The sequence below is a fragment of the Campylobacter vulpis genome (assembly GCF_014217995.1).
Taxonomy (GTDB): Bacteria; Campylobacterota; Campylobacteria; order Campylobacterales; family Campylobacteraceae; genus Campylobacter_D; species Campylobacter_D vulpis.
In genome coordinates, this window is sequence record NZ_CP041617.1 from 858,123 (window position 1) to 873,333 (window position 15,211).

The 15,211-nt window shown below is 34.3% G+C and carries 14 protein-coding genes; 13 read left to right on the plus strand and 1 reads right to left on the minus strand.

The features are described 5' to 3' along the window. Nucleotide 1: 1 nt before the first annotated feature. A complete protein-coding gene (locus CVULP_RS04395; protein WP_099461590.1) occupies nucleotides 2-286 on the plus strand; it encodes a YggT family protein in 285 nt (94 codons plus the stop codon). Beyond that, nucleotides 283-1,887: a lytic transglycosylase domain-containing protein gene (locus tag CVULP_RS04400; RefSeq protein ID WP_099507670.1), complete on the plus strand. Its 1,605-nt coding sequence runs from the start codon at nucleotides 283-285 to the stop codon at nucleotides 1,885-1,887. The genes CVULP_RS04395 and CVULP_RS04400 overlap by 4 nt, the downstream gene beginning before the upstream one ends. Here the strand turns inward: CVULP_RS04400 and CVULP_RS04405 are convergent. Beyond that, nucleotides 1,784-2,272 (minus strand): hypothetical protein, encoded by a 489-nt coding sequence (locus CVULP_RS04405; protein ID WP_099461588.1) that lies wholly within the window; start codon nucleotides 2,270-2,272, stop codon nucleotides 1,784-1,786. The two genes, CVULP_RS04400 and CVULP_RS04405, sit on opposite strands and share 104 nt — an antisense overlap. Before the next feature lie 562 nt (nucleotides 2,273-2,834). Here CVULP_RS04405 and mobB point away from each other — a divergent pair. From mobB to CVULP_RS08765, 11 genes are all read left to right on the plus strand, one after another. Continuing rightward, a complete protein-coding gene (mobB, locus tag CVULP_RS04410; RefSeq protein ID WP_099507671.1) occupies nucleotides 2,835-3,332 on the plus strand; it encodes a molybdopterin-guanine dinucleotide biosynthesis protein B in 498 nt (165 codons plus the stop codon). Continuing rightward, the gene (locus tag CVULP_RS04415; RefSeq protein WP_099507672.1) at nucleotides 3,316-4,161 is read left to right on the plus strand and encodes a class 1 fructose-bisphosphatase; all 846 of its coding nucleotides are present in this window, start codon (nucleotides 3,316-3,318) and stop codon (nucleotides 4,159-4,161) included. The genes mobB and CVULP_RS04415 overlap by 17 nt, the downstream gene beginning before the upstream one ends. Further along, the gene (locus CVULP_RS04420; RefSeq protein ID WP_099507673.1) at nucleotides 4,154-4,342 is read left to right on the plus strand and encodes a hypothetical protein; all 189 of its coding nucleotides are present in this window, start codon (nucleotides 4,154-4,156) and stop codon (nucleotides 4,340-4,342) included. The genes CVULP_RS04415 and CVULP_RS04420 overlap by 8 nt, the downstream gene beginning before the upstream one ends. Before the next feature lie 9 nt (nucleotides 4,343-4,351). After that, entirely contained in the window at nucleotides 4,352-6,229 is a 1,878-nt protein-coding gene (gene metG / locus CVULP_RS04425; RefSeq protein WP_099507674.1) for a methionine--tRNA ligase, read from the plus strand. Further along, the gene (locus tag CVULP_RS04430; protein ID WP_213242854.1) at nucleotides 6,229-7,173 is read left to right on the plus strand and encodes a hypothetical protein; all 945 of its coding nucleotides are present in this window, start codon (nucleotides 6,229-6,231) and stop codon (nucleotides 7,171-7,173) included. Before metG ends, CVULP_RS04430 begins: the two co-directional genes overlap by 1 nt. Nucleotides 7,174-7,300: 127 nt before the next feature. Then, nucleotides 7,301-9,847, plus strand: a complete 2,547-nt coding sequence (locus tag CVULP_RS04435; RefSeq protein WP_099461916.1) for a bifunctional aconitate hydratase 2/2-methylisocitrate dehydratase — start codon at nucleotides 7,301-7,303, stop codon at nucleotides 9,845-9,847. Nucleotides 9,848-9,872: 25 nt separating this feature from the next. Then, a complete protein-coding gene (locus CVULP_RS04440) occupies nucleotides 9,873-11,108 on the plus strand; it encodes an ankyrin repeat domain-containing protein (protein WP_099461917.1) in 1,236 nt (411 codons plus the stop codon). After that, a complete protein-coding gene (locus CVULP_RS04445; protein WP_099461920.1) occupies nucleotides 11,105-11,854 on the plus strand; it encodes an SDR family NAD(P)-dependent oxidoreductase in 750 nt (249 codons plus the stop codon). Before CVULP_RS04440 ends, CVULP_RS04445 begins: the two co-directional genes overlap by 4 nt. Then, a complete protein-coding gene (locus CVULP_RS04450) occupies nucleotides 11,854-13,572 on the plus strand; it encodes a Na+/H+ antiporter NhaC family protein (protein WP_099507155.1) in 1,719 nt (572 codons plus the stop codon). Before CVULP_RS04445 ends, CVULP_RS04450 begins: the two co-directional genes overlap by 1 nt. Next, nucleotides 13,569-14,633: a tRNA (uridine(54)-C5)-methyltransferase TrmA gene (gene trmA / locus CVULP_RS04455; RefSeq protein WP_099507156.1), complete on the plus strand. Its 1,065-nt coding sequence runs from the start codon at nucleotides 13,569-13,571 to the stop codon at nucleotides 14,631-14,633. The genes CVULP_RS04450 and trmA overlap by 4 nt, the downstream gene beginning before the upstream one ends. After that, nucleotides 14,620-15,186, plus strand: a complete 567-nt coding sequence (locus CVULP_RS08765; RefSeq protein ID WP_322619412.1) for a DUF2920 family protein — start codon at nucleotides 14,620-14,622, stop codon at nucleotides 15,184-15,186. The genes trmA and CVULP_RS08765 overlap by 14 nt, the downstream gene beginning before the upstream one ends. Nucleotides 15,187-15,211: the final 25 nt, after the last annotated feature.

The following is a 15,211-nucleotide window of genomic DNA, read 5'->3' on the forward strand; positions in this document are numbered from 1 at the left end:
GATGACAGATGCTATTTTAATATCTTTAATTCAGGCGGTGCAATTTTTCATCACGGCTTATACTTGGGTAATTATTATCACAGCTTTAATTAGTTGGGTTAATCCAGACCCTTACAATCCTATCGTGCAAATTTTATACAAACTTAGCACACCTGCCTATAAACTTGTAAGTAAAATTCCGACACGCATAGGAAATATAGACCTAGCGCCTTTAATCATCGTTTTTGCTTTATGGTTTATCAATAATCTTTTAAGTAATTTAATCTTAGGCGGAGTGTTAAGATGAAAAAATTTTTTTTACTTGCTTTTGCGTTGTGTTATTTAAATGCCGCTCATTATGAGCTTGAAACCTTAAAAAAATATGAAAATTCCATAGCTAAAGATTATTATATTTACCGACTTTTGCAAAAAAAATCCCTAGAAAAAAAAGAAGTGCAAAATTTACATTCGCATATTTTTCGCTATGTTGGGGTATTAAAAAAGGAGTTGGATAAGCTCGCCCCCTTAAAGCCCTATGTTAATTCAAAATATGCAAAGTGCTATACCTACACTAAGGATACCATACTTGATGCAAATGCCACTTGTCAAAGTGTGCGTTTAAATTCTCTTAATTTCATCGCCTCTCTCACGCCAGATACAAGAAAGGTTCTTGCAAAAAATTTGCCAAATTTTAGCACCCTACTCCTTGCCTTTAATGAAAAAAATCCTATGAACTATATCGTTAAAAAAGAGGACGCAAATGCCTTTTTTAAATACTTTAATTATTCTAAAAAAACGGATTTTGAGCTAAATGCAAATTTTGTTAATAAACTTACCACTCAGGATAGCTTTAAAAATTTTGCACAAAATATCATTATCAAAAAAGAAAATGCCAAATTTGCAGAATCACTTTTAGAAGTTAATGCTAGCAAGGTAAAGGAGGACACTGCTTTTTATTTGGGGGTTAATGCCCTTGTTTTTGAGGAAGAAGATTTAGCGTATCATTTTTTTAAAAGTGCCTATGAAAGCTTTAAGCAAAAAGCAAACCAAGATAATGCACTTTTTTGGCTGTGGCTCATTAAAAAAGATGAAAAGCACCTAAAAGAACTTGCTAAAAGCCAGTCCTTAAATATTTATAGTCTTTATGCTAGGGAGCTTACTAATGCACCTTTTGTTGAACTTAAGGTATTGAAAGCACCCGATACAAAAAGCAAATTTGATATGAGTAATCCTTTCGCGTGGCAAGAGCTTGCCAGACGCATAAGAAATGCTGATGCAAATGAGTTAAAAAGACTAGAAAAAGAATTCAAAACGCAAAGCACTCTACCCATTTATGCTCTCATAAAAGAAAAAATCGATAAGAAAAATTATTTCATAATGCCTTATTTTGAGTATATTAAGGACTATGATGTAAAAAGACAAGCCCTTATTTTAGCCATAGCTAGACAAGAAAGTCGCTTTATCCCTACGGCGATTTCGACTTCTTACGCACTTGGAACTATGCAATTTATGCCCTTTTTAGCAAATCACATCGGACATAAAGAGCTTAAAATCGCAAATTTCGACCAAGATTTTATGTTTAAACCTGAAATTGCCTATTTATTTGCTAATCATCACTTAAATTATTTAGAAAAGCACCTAAACTCTCCGCTTTATGTTTTTTACGCTTATAATGCAGGCATAGGCTTTACCACTAGACTTTTAAAAAGAAATGATATGTTTAAAGAGGGAAAATATGAGCCTTTTTTATCTATGGAACTTGTGCCTTATCAAGAGACTCGAATTTATGGAAAAAAGGTTTTGGCTAATTATATTGCGTATCGACATCTTCTGAACGATAATATAAAGATTTTGGATATCTTTGAAAATTTAATTCAAAACACGCAAACTCAAGCGAACAAATCTTAGCTTTAAGAGCATTTTCTCTCTTAAAGCTAGGCAAACTTATTTTAAAATGCTTCGTATAGCTATTATTAATCACATATTTTAAAAGCGTATCTTTCATCTCAAGTGCTTCAATTTTTGCTTCCCTTCCATTGATAAAGGCTTTTAGATTGTGAAGTTCCAAGCTATTTGGCGTAAAAGATAAAATAAAAATATCCTCCTCACTCCCCTCATCTAAGGTAGGATTAAGATAACTTAGAGTCGCTACAATGCTTACATCAGCAACGCTAAATTTATGTTTTTGTGCGAACATTAGCGTTTGGGTTTTTAAATTCACTTCTTTTTGCACCTCATTTTTATGCACACAAGCACTTAAAAATAAAGAGAATATTAAAATTATTTTTTTCATTTTTATCCTTTAAAAAATCCTTAATATTATATAAAATTATATAATTTAACGCAAATTATGCTTAAAAGAAAGGTAAAAATGCACAATTTAGCATAAAATCATAAAGAAGCGACATTACTCAATAAAAAAATAAACGGATTAAAATTTCTACAAATACCAGACGAGATAAAGTATAAGGATAGTCCTTTAATTTTAGATAAAAAGCGTTCATTTTTGCTGCAAATGGGTCATTCATTTGTAAAGTTATCAAAGTAAAAAAAACGGCGAAACATTTGGTATTAATAAGGAAGACTGAGTTAAATTTTCTCAAAATTTTAGTGTTAAAATTTCTTTTTTTATAGCAAAATATTTAAAACAAAAATAAGCATTTTTGAATTAAAAATATTAGCAGGTAAGAAATTGTGCGAGATTTTGATGAAATTATTAATAGATACAAGATAAAATTTAGACCATTTTACTGATGAACTATTCACAATATTCAAAGCTAAAACAAAAATAAAGGCGAAAATTTAATTTTCATTAAAAAGAAAAGATATAATTTTATATTTTTTAGGAAGTATGTATGAAGCAACTCATTATGGCTTTTAGTGGTCCGTCAAATTCTGGTAAAACCACGCTGATAGAAAAACTAACGCAACACTTTATTCAAAAGGGCTTAAAGGTGCTTGTGATTAAGCACGACCCAGCCGATAAGGCGAATTTTGATATAGAGGGTAAAGACAGCTTTAAATTCTTTCAAAGTGGTGCAGAAACTATCATTTTAAGCCCGACAAGAACAACTCTTTTTTCTCACGAAAAAAAAGATCTTTTCGAAGTTTTGAGATTTGTGGAATTTGATTTGTGTTTGATTGAGGGATTTAAAGAGCTTGATTTGCCTAGAATTAGTGTTTTTTATAAGGATATTGATGAGGATTATTTTGCTTACTCAAATGCGGTAGCTAGCTATGAAAAAATTTCTTATAAAAATCTTACTTGGCTTGATTTAAGCGACTTAGAGCAAATCGCTTCCTTCATACTTAATAATGCCTTAAAAGGAGAATTTGATGCAAGAACTCGTTAAACTTATACAAAAAGCCGTGATAGACATTGCAAACGCACTGAAATTTCCAGACACCTCATATAGTGAAGAAAAAAACTCAAGTGGCGATACTCAACTTAAATTTGATGTTTTAAGCGATGAAATTATCACTAAAAACTTAAGCGAAAGTAAAGCTCTAAAGGCTCTCATTAGCGAAGAAAAAGAAGAAATCCTAAAACTCAATGAAAAGGGCAAATTTATCGTAGCTTACGATCCTCTTGATGGCTCTTCTTTAATGGATGTGAATTTTGCCATAGGCTCTATTTTTGCCATTTACGAAGAGGAAGTTTCGCCTAAAAATTTAAAAGCAGCACTTTATAGCATTTATGGAGCGAGGCTTGAGTTTGTTTTTTGCGAGGGTAAGGAAGTGAGGCTTTATCGCTTAAATGAAAGTGGCAAATTTGACTTTGTCAAAGAGCTTAAAATGGCTGAAAAAGGCAAAATTAACGCCACAGGAGGCACACAAAAATTCTGGGACAATAAACACGCAAATTTCATTAAAGAACTTTTTGAAGAGGGGTATAGGTTAAGATATAGCGGAGCTATGGTAAGCGATATTCATCAAATTTTACTTAAGGGCGGAGGGCTTTTTAGCTACCCTGCCACAAAAGATGCTCCAAATGGAAAATTAAGAGCCTTTTTTGAAATTTTTCCTCTTGCTTTCATCGTTGAAAAAGCTGGAGGGGCGACTAGCAACGGACAAAATGCCTCCTTGCTCGAGCTTGAATTTCATCAAATTCACGCTACTAGCCCTTGTTTTTTTGGAAGTAAATATGAAATTAATAAACTTTTAAAGGCATACAATGGCTGATAAATTTGAAGAGGATATGAGAGTAAAAAAAGACATTTTGCAAAAATGTCAAAATGATAAAGGCTTAAATTCCTGCTATAAGTGCGAAGAAATTTTTAACTGCACTACGCGAAAAAGCTATGTAGATGCCGTTTATAATAGTATGTCTAAGGGTAAAACCGAAGGCGGATTTGAATTTTAAAGGAGTAAAATGCGTTACATTACCACACCGATTTATTATGTCAATGATGTCCCTCATTTAGGACACGCTTATACAACCATCATCGCCGATACTTTAGCGCGCTTTTATAGACTAAGCGGACACAAAACACTCTTTTTAACAGGCACAGATGAGCACGGACAAAAAATCGAACAAGCCGCTAAAAATAAAAATCACAGCCCTAAAGAATACGCCGATAAAATCAGTCTTGAATTTAAAAAGCTCTGGGACGAATTTGAGATAAGCTATGATATTTACGCACGCACCACAGATGAAAGGCATATCAAATTCGTTCAACAAGTTTTTTTAACAATGTGGGAGAAAGGCGACATTTATAAGGGTGAATATGAGGGCTACTACTGCGTTTCTTGTGAAAGTTTTTTCACGCAAACCCAGCTTACAAATGGCTGTGGCTGTCCTGATTGCGGAAAAGAAACGAAGCTTTTAAAGGAGGAGAGCTATTTTTTCAAGCTTTCAAAATATGAAAAAGATATTTTAAAATGGTATGAAAGCGACCCCATAGTGCCTAAAAATAAAAAAACTGAACTGATTAATTTTATTGAAAATGGACTAAAAGACCTTTCTATCACACGCACGAGCTTTGAGTGGGGGATTAAAATCCCTCAAAATTTAAATGACGATAAGCACATTATTTATGTATGGCTTGACGCTTTGTTTATTTACATTAGCTCACTAGAACTTGATAAAAAAAGCGAAAATTTAGGCTTTTTACCTGCTTTTGTGCATTTGGTTGGTAAGGATATTTTGCGTTTTCACGCGATTTATTTCCCTGCTTTTTTGATGAGTGCTAATTTACCCCTACCAAAATACATCGCCGCACACGGCTGGTGGACTAAAGACGGAGAAAAAATGAGTAAATCAAAGGGAAATGCCCTGCACCCAAAAATCATCGCAGATGCCTATGGCTTAGAGGCTTTTCGCTATTTTTTACTAAGAGAAGTGCCTTTTGGAAATGACGGGGACTTTAGCGAAGCAATGCTTATAAGCCGCATTAATGCCGAGCTTAGTAACGAATTTGGCAATTTGTTAAACCGCATTGTTGGAATGAGTCTTAAATACTCAAATGGTGAAATTTTACACAATGAAGTTTCGCATTTTTATGAAGCAGAATTAAATGAAGCAAATTTACATCTTCAAAATGCCTTAGAATTCATAGAAAATTTTCAATTTAATCGCTATTTAGAAGAGCTTTTTAAGGCTTTGAGTGTAGCAAATTTAAGTATTAGTAAATATGAGCCTTGGAATTTGATAAAAAATAATGAAGCAAGTAAGGCAAATGCCCTAGTTTCTTTATGTGCGAATATTTTGGCTAAGGTTAGTATTCTTTTGCACCCTACTCTGCCCAAAAGCACACAAAAAGTGGCTAAAGCCTTAAATTTTGAAATCACTCCGCAAATTTATCAAAAACTTATTTTGCAAAATTCGCTTTTAGATTTTAAGGCTAGTGCTTGTGAGGCATTATTTCCAAAAATTGAAAAAGCACTTTTAAGCGAAGAAAAAAAAGAAGAAAAAATTCAAATGCCAAAAATTAAGATTGACGATTTTGCTAAAATCGAGCTTAAAGTGGCTTTAGTGAAAGAGTGCGAAAGGATTGAAGGTAGCGAAAAATTGCTTAAATTCATACTTGAGCTTGAAAATGGCGAAACAAGACAGGTGCTTTCGGGTATAGCAAAATTCTATAAACCAGAAGAGCTTATAGGAAAACAAGTTTGTCTCATCTCTAATCTTAAAAAGGCAAAAATTTTTGGCTATGAAAGTGATGGTATGATACTTTCTGCTAAAAGTGGCGATAAGCTCGTGCTAATTAGCCCTAGGGAACTTGTAGAAAGCGGTTCTTTAATAGGCTAATGCAAATTTCAAATTTAAGCGAACTTTTAAACGCAAAAGTGCTAAATGAAGGCAGTATGCTAAGTGTGGGTGGCTTTGCTCTTAATTTGCAAAGCTTAAAGCCTAGCTACGCCTTTTTTTCAAACGATGAAGAAGAATTAAAAGAAGCGGTAAAAAGAGGGGCTTTTGTTGTGGTAAGCGAAAGGCAAATCATCGTTGAAGATAAAGATGTTTTTTATCTTTTGTGCGAAGACTTGCAAAAGGCACTTTTAAGATTATTGCGTTTTTTGAGTGAAGAAAAAAATTTACAATTCATTTTTTGCGACAAAATAGAACTGGAAATTGCCAAAATTTTTGGTATTCAACAGCTTAATGCAAATGTTTTTTTAGATTTTGACCTTATCAAAAATGCTAAAAATAATACTTTTTTTTGCCTCGATGATACAACTTATCTTTTAAAACTTTGTGCTAAGTATAAAACACTTTGTGATGATTTTTTTGAACTTCAAAAAAATAGTTCCTTATTTTTTAGCACTTTTATTTATAAGGGAAATTTATATAAAAATTTAAGCCTTGCACCTTTTTATGTGAAATTTTTTGTTAAATGGCTTAATTTTCTTGAAAATAATATGCAAAAATTGACCTTTGACCTTAAAAAATTTGAATGCTATGAAATTTATTTTGTTAATGAAAATTACGAAATTACCGAATTTGGTAAAGCTAGAAAAGCCTTTATTGTCGTTTTTAATGAAGAAAATTTTAATTTTTGGAAGGAAAAAACAAAAGATATCAAAGGTTTTAAAAACGCTTTGTGCAATTCACTTTTTTGTGATTATTCTTATAGCAAACTAGAAGATTTGAAACAATTTAAAGATTTTACCTATTGTCTCATTTTACTGCAAAATACTCAAGAATTTCTTGAGCTTTTTAACAAAAAAAAGGAAGAAGAAAATAAATTATTTTAATTTTTTAATGTTAATTTTTATTTACTTGTATCAATAAGTAACAAAAAGAAATTTATAAATAAAAATTTAAATATTTTTTATCTTTATAAATGTTAAAATTGCAACTAAAAATTATTAAGGAGAAGCGATGTCTTTTATAGAAGAATATAATGCTCTAGTCAAAGAAAGAGCAGCTTTGGGCATTCCACCTTTAGCTTTAAGCGTAGAGCAAACAAAAACCCTTTGCGAATTGCTTAAAACAAGTGATGATGAATTTTTAGCCTCACTTTTAGAAGAAAGAGTAAATCCGGGTGTTGATGATGCGGCTTTAGTTAAGTGTGAATTTTTAGATAAAATTTTAAAGGGACAAATTAACGCCCCTAAAATCGATAAAAAACGCGCCCTTAAAATGTTAGAAACTATGCTAGGCGGCTATAATGTTAAGGTATTAATCGAGGCTTTAAAAGATGAAAATTTAGCAAAAGACGCAGCTGATGTGCTTAAAAATATCATTTTTATCCACGATGATTTTTATACCATAGCAGAACTTAGCAAAACAAATCCTTATGCTAAAGAAATTTTGCAAAGCTGGGCTAATGCGGAGTGGTTTTTGAAAAAAGAAAAACTCCCCGAAGTGATAAAATGTATCGTTTTTAAGGTAGCTGGAGAAACAAACACGGACGATTTAAGTCCTGCCGGTGATGCTTTTACGAGAAGTGATATCCCCCTACACGCTAATGCTATGCTTAAGGTGCGTCAAGCTGGTTCATTAGAAAAAATCAAAGAACTTAAAAAAAGTGGGAGAGAAATCGTTTATGTCGGTGATGTGGTCGGCACAGGCTCAAGTAGAAAATCCGCTATAAATTCCATACAGTGGCATTTAGGAAAAAAGATTAAGGGTGTGCCAAATAAACATAGTGGTGGCATTATTATGGGTTCAACCATAGCACCGATTTTCTTTAATACCGCTCAAGATAGCGGAGCTTTACCTATCGTTTGTGATGTAAGTCAGCTTGAAATGGGCGATGAGTTTGAAATTCACACTTATGAGGGTAAAATTATCAAAAATGGCTCTGTTATTAGCGAATTTAAACTCAATCCAAATACCATCATCGATGAAGTAAGAGCAGGAGGAAGAATCCCTCTCATCATAGGGCGTGGGCTTTGTGCTAAGGCAAGGGAATTTTTAAAGCTTGAAAATGAAACGATTTTCATTAAGCCAGAGCAGCCAAAAGAAAGTGAGGGGGGTTACACTTTAGCACAAAAAATGCTAGGGCGTGCTTGTGGAGTTAAGGGCGTGAGAGCGGGTATGTATATAGAGCCTACAACCTTGACCGTTGGTTCGCAAGATACCACAGGACCGATGACAAGAGACGAGATAAAAGAGCTTGCTAGTCTTGGTTTTAATGCGGATTTTGTTATGCAGAGCTTTTGCCATACGGCAGCTTATCCTAAAATAAGTGATTCTAATCTTCATAAAACCTTACCAAATTTCATCACAAGTCGTGGCGGTGTGAGTTTAAAGCCCGGAGACGGCGTTATCCACTCTTGGCTTAACCGCTTTGTTTTACCTGATAGCGTAGGAACAGGCGGAGACTCGCATACGCGTTTTCCTATCGGTATTTCTTTTCCAGCAGGAAGTGGGCTTGTAGCCTTTGCGGCAGTAACAGGCGCTATGCCTTTAAATGTGCCTGAAAGTGTTTTGGTGCGCTTTAAGGGAGAATTACAACCCGGAGTTACCCTAAGAGATTTAGTTAATGCTATCCCTTATTATGCGATTAAAGACGGAAAATTAAGCGTAGAAAAGCAAAATAAAAAGAATATTTTTGCGGGAAAAATTTTAGAAATCGAGGGCTTGCCAGATTTAAAAGTCGAACAAGCCTTTGAATTAAGCGACGCTTCAGCTGAAAGAAGTGCGGCGGCTTGTTGCGTGGATTTAAACGAAGCAAGTGTGAGCGAATATATCAAATCAAATATAAGCCTTATAGAAGCAATGCTTGAGGCAGGTTATGAAAACGGGGAAACACTCAAAAGAAGAGCAGAAAAAATGAAAGAATGGCTTAAAAATCCTACTCTTTTAAGAGCAGATAAAGACGCAAAATATGCTTATGTGCTTGAGATTGATTTAAATGAGATTAAAGAGCCTATTTTAGCGTGTCCTAATGACCCTGACGATGTGGCGACCTTAAGTGAAATTTTGCAAGATGAGAGGCGTCCTAAAAATATTGACGAAGTTTTCGTTGGCTCTTGTATGACAAATATAGGGCATTATAGAGCTTTAGGTGAAATTTTAAAAGATAAAGGCATACTTAAAACACGCCTTTGGGTTGTGCCGCCAACTAAAATGGACAAAGCGCAACTAACGGCAGAGGGTTATTACAGCATCTTTGGTGCGGCAGGTGCTAGGATAGAGGTGCCGGGCTGTTCTTTATGTATGGGAAATCAAGCCAGGGTTAATGACGGTGCTGTCGTTTTCTCTACTTCAACAAGAAATTTTGACAACAGAATGGGAATGGGTGCTAAGGTGTATCTTGGTAGTGCGGAACTCGCGGCTGTGTGTGCGATTTTGGGTAAAATTCCTAGTAAAGAGGAGTATTTGCAAATCGTCAAAGATAAACTTAATGACACAAATAAAGCAAATATTTATAAATATCTTAATTTTAATGAGATACAAAATTTTAAGCTAGAGGAGTAAAACTCTAGCTTTTGTAAGGGTTAAAATGAGAATTTTAATTTTTTTAAGTGCATTTTTGCTAAGTTCTAGTTTAGCAAATTGCGAATTTGCCATACAAAATAAGGCAAAAATTTTTGGTCAAAAAGTTGATTTAGGTCAAAAAGAACTGCTTGATAATCTTCAAACCTGCGAATTTTCTCTCAAAAATCAAGCCGCAACGCAAAAGCTTTATGAACTTTCTAATCAAATTCGTGGAAATAATAGCATTTGCTCAGGACTTAGCTATTTTGACAAATTGAAAGAATTTCAATATTTACTCTTAGAAATCGCCCTAAGTCCTCAAAGCTACCAAAAGAAACTCGCAGATGCGAAAGATACGGAAGAAAAAAATAATGTCCTCAAAGCATACTTTCGTTACTGGGCATATCAAAGTATAGGAAATTTCAGGCTTTATAGAGAGTTTTGGAAGGAGTATAATAGGGCTATTGAGCCTTTAGAGGCTTATTTTGAAAAAAATTTTAAATTTGACAAAGGGAGTAATATTTATTTCACAAGTAATGCCTTAAACGAGTTTTTAAACTGGGCTGTTGGGGAAAGTAAAATTCATAAAGATATTAGCATACTTGCCAAAATGATGGCAAATAAAAATTATGATGAAGTGCGTTTAGAAGAATATATAATGGCGAATAGCCCTTCCCTCGCCGAGCTTAATCTCGCTTTAAGGTCAGCCCTCTTAAATGCTAGAGATATTAAAATCATCAATATGCTTTTAAAATTTGGACTTGATTTAAATGAGGGTTATGAAAGTGCCATTTTTTACGCTTTAGAAAACAAGCAAAATGTAGAATTTTTAATCCAAAAGGGTGCAAATGTCAATCACGCCAATGCTTTTGGCAAAACTCCACTTTTTTATGCCTTAGAATTTCATCAAGATGAAGTCGCTAAACTTCTCATAGAAAAGGGTGCAAATGTTAATGCTAAATATATTAATAATAATGAAAAATTAGCCCTTAATGCCAACAATACAACGCCCTATTTCATCACGCTTTGTGCCTTAGAACATACTTCTAAAAATGTCTTTATGCACGCGGCTAGTTTTTCTAATGTCGCTATGCTAAAGTTTTTGGTTGAAAAAAAGGCAGATATTTTTGCTGTTGATGATTTGGGTTTTAATGCGCTTGATTTTGCCTTAATGGCAGATAAAGAAGAAAATGCCATTTATCTTAGAAGCTTAGGACTTAAAGAAAATGAAAATTTATTTTATGGAGAAAGATTAGAATGAAAAAAGTTGCTTTTATCACGGGTGCGAGTTCTGGTTTTGGAGAGGCTTGCGTAAAAGCCTTTATTGATGAGGGTTTTAAAGTTGTTGCTCTAGCAAGACGCAAGGAAAGATTAGACAAGCTTAAAGAGCTTTATAAAGAACAAATTCACACGCTTAATCTTGATGTAAGAAAGAAAAAAGAACTTTTTGAAGCTGTGGCGACTCTACCTAGTGAATTTCAAAACATCAATGTGCTTTTCAACAATGCTGGACTAGCCTTAGGGCTTGAGGAATTTGATAAATTAAGTCTTGAGGATATTGACACTATGGTCGATACAAATGTCAAGGGTTTTTTATATGTGGCAAGGGCTATTATTCCGCTTTTAAGAAAGCAAGAAAATGCTTATATTTTTAATCTTGGCTCAGTAGCAGAAAATTTAACTTATTTTGGCGGTAATGTTTATTGCGGAACGAAAGCCTTTGTGGGGCAGTTTTCTCGTGCTTTAAGAAATGATTTAAGAGGCACAAATATTAAGGTTACAAACATAGCGCCCGGACTTTGCAAAACTGAATTTAGCGAAGTGCGTTTTAGAGGAGATAAGGCTCAAGCAAATGCCGTTTATGAAGATACTAAATTTATCACGGCAGAAGATATTGCTAGGGTAGTGATGTCCATTATACACCTCCCATCTCACATCAATGTCAATAAAATCGAACTTATGCCAGTAACGCAAAGCTGGGCAGGGTCTTTTGTGGAAAAAGTGTAATGAAATTTCTAGTATTTTGTTTATTGCCCATTGCTCTTTTTGCCGATGCTAAGGTCAATGCTGAATTTTACGGCTTTATCACGCTTTTACCGCCTTTTATTGCCATTATTTTAGCTTTCATTACTAAAGATGTGATTTTGTCTTTATTTATGGGAGTTTTAAGCGGGACATTTTTGCTTTCTTTGGCTTCAAATATCTTTTTTGTCGATACCATCGCTCTTATAAATATCTATGATACTTTAGTAGAATCTTTTTCTAAAATCATCAGCTATGTTTTAAAATCAACTTCCGACCCTGTTAATGCCGGAATTATCCTGCAAATTCTTTGCATAGGCGGTTTAGTCGCACTTATTACCAAAATGGGCGGTGCTAAAGCCATAGCGCTTAAATTTGCAAAAAGAGCCAAAACAGCTGTTAGCGCTCAACTTAACACTTGGTTTATAGGACTTTTGATTTTCTTTGATGATTATGCAAATTTGCTTATCGTAGGTCCCATTATGCGTCCTTTAGCGGATAAATTTAAAATTTCAAGGGAAAAATTCGCTTTCATTATAGATTCTACCGCTGCTCCTGTGGCTGGTATAGCTATTATTTCGACTTGGATAGGACTTGAAGTTTCGCTCATTAAAAACGCTTATGCAAGTATAGGTATAGATAATATAAGCGCCTTTGGAATTTTTGTAGAAACCATACCATACCGCTTTTATAATATCTTTATGCTCTTTTTTGTTGTTCTTACGGCTATTATGGGGCGTGAATTTGGCTCGATGTATGCAGCACAAATAAGAGCTAAAACAACGGGGCAAATAGCGCCTGTTTCAAAATCTGCCGCACTTGATACCGCAGAGCTTGAAGACCAATTCTTAGCTCCAAAAGAGGGCATAGAAATAAGAGCTTTTGATGCTATTGTGCCTGTGATGACTTTGATTATCCTTGCGATTGTAGGTTTTTATTTTAACGGCTTTAGTGTGCTTGAGGGTGAGGAACTTGCAAACGCAAGGGCAAATCCTCTTTCTTTCGAAACGCTAAGAAGTGCTTTTGGGAGTGCGGATTCTTCCATTGTGCTTTTTCAAGCGGCTTTATTTGCGGCTATTGTAGCGATTTTCATAGGAGTAAGACGCAGAATTTTTAACATTAAAGAGGCGATTGAGACTTGGATTTATGGTTGGAAAACTATGATTTTTACCATAGTTTTACTTCTTCTTGCTTGGTCTCTTTCAAGCATAGTTAAGGACCTTGGCACTTCGACTTTTATCACGCATTTACTTGCTGATAAATTGCCTGAATTTATCCTACCTGCGACCATTTTTGCTTTCGCTTCACTCATTTCTTTTGCCATAGGGACAAGTTATGGAACTATGGGTGTTTTAATGCCCCTTGCCGTGCCTCTTGCCTTTGAAATAGCAAAATTAAATGGCTTGGAGGGTGAGGCTTTACATCATTATATGGTGCTAAATATTAGCTGTGTGCTAACGGGAGCGATTTTTGGTAATCATTGCTCGCCAATTTCTGACAATGTGATTTTATCCTCTATGAGTGCAAAATGCGACCATATGGAGCATGTAAGGACACAAATTCCTTATGCTTTATTTATTTGTGCGATTTCCTTATTTACAGGTTATATCCCTGTGGCTTTAGGACTTAGCGTGTGGCTTGTGCTGCCGCTTAATTTTATTTTAATCACGCTTTTATTAAGAATTATAGGGAAAAAAGTTTGAATATCAATTTTGAGCAAAAAATTTTAGAAGCTAAAGAGCTTTTTAAGCCCTTTTATAAGGGGGATTTTGAGCTTTTTAGCTCCCCTACTTCTCATTTTAGAACGAGGGCTGAATTAAGCTTTTTTCATAATGAAAATGGTGAAATTTTTTATGCAATGTTTAATGGAAAACAAAAATATATCGTGCGTAATTTAGACTTTGCTGATGAAAAAATTTGTGCCTTAATGCCTAAACTTTTACAAGCCTTAAATCTTAATCAAAAGCTCAAAACTAAGCTTTTTGGAGTGGAATTTCTAGCAAGTAAAAAAGAACTTAGCGTAAGCTTGCTTTATCATAAGGACACTTTAGAAATCAAAGAAGATTTAACGAAACTATCAAACGCATTAAATTTAAATCTCATTGCAAGAAGTAGAGGTAAAAAACTCATTTTTGGTAAGGAAAATTTAAGGCAGGTTTTAGATATTAAGGGGAAAAAAATTATTTATGAATTTGATAATGACTGCTTCATACAGCCTAATACCTACATCAATGAAAAGATGATAGAATGGGTTAGTAAGCAAATTTTAACGCAAGAAAAAAGCGATTTATTAGAGCTTTATTGTGGCTATGGAAATTTTACCCTTGCTTTAGCACCCTTTTTTCGTAGGGTTTTAGCTACTGAGTTAAGTAAGAAAAATATAGCCTACGCTCTTAAAAACTGCACTTTAAATAATAGCTCAAATATCCATTTTGCAAGGCTTTCGAGCGAGGAATTAAGCAAGGCTTTAAGAAAGGAGAGGGAATTTTTTAGACTTAAGGACATTGACTTAGATAGCTTTCATTTTTCTCATGTCCTCCTTGACCCTCCAAGGGCTGGACTTGAAGAAAGTGTGATTGATTTAGCAAAAAAATATGAAAATATTCTTTACATTTCTTGTAATCCAACAAGTCTTAAAGAAAATTTAACCCAACTCACACAAACGCACACCATCACAAATTTCGCCCTTTTTGACCAATTTGCCCTCACACCTCATTTGGAATGTGGTGTCATTTTAAAAAAGATTAATAATGCTAGTAAATAAAAGCTTTTTAATCCCATCTTGCGATGATGTAGAGCTAAATCTTAAGAGAAAAGCCAAACTTGAATACCGCATAAGCTACGATACAAGTAAAAGTCCTAAAGCCCTTGTTTTTATGGTAGGAGGCTGGGGAGCGACTAAAAACATCGCATTTTACGATTTTGAAAGAGAAAATATAGCCAAAAATTTCAATGTCATCTGTGTGCAAGTCTATCATCACGCCATACACAGAAGAACCTCTACGCAAAGTGCATATAGTGCGAAAAAAATTTTTGAAAAAGAAGATGTGGATAGGATTAAGGACTATTTTGAAAGTATAGGTTGGGACTCAAAAGGTATTAATACTCAAAACGCACTCTTTGCCGCACAAAAATTAATCCAAAGGGTCGCAGAGCTTAAAAATCAAGGCTTAATGGCAAAAGATTTTCAATTAGAATTCACCCTAGCCACTATCCCAGCAAAAGATGAGTATGAAAACGCAGGGATAATGTCGGCTCTTGATTATATCAATGCACTTAAACATTTAGACAGAATTATCGGGGGGGGGGGGGGGTAGCCTTTTAAAACTACCTATCATTTAT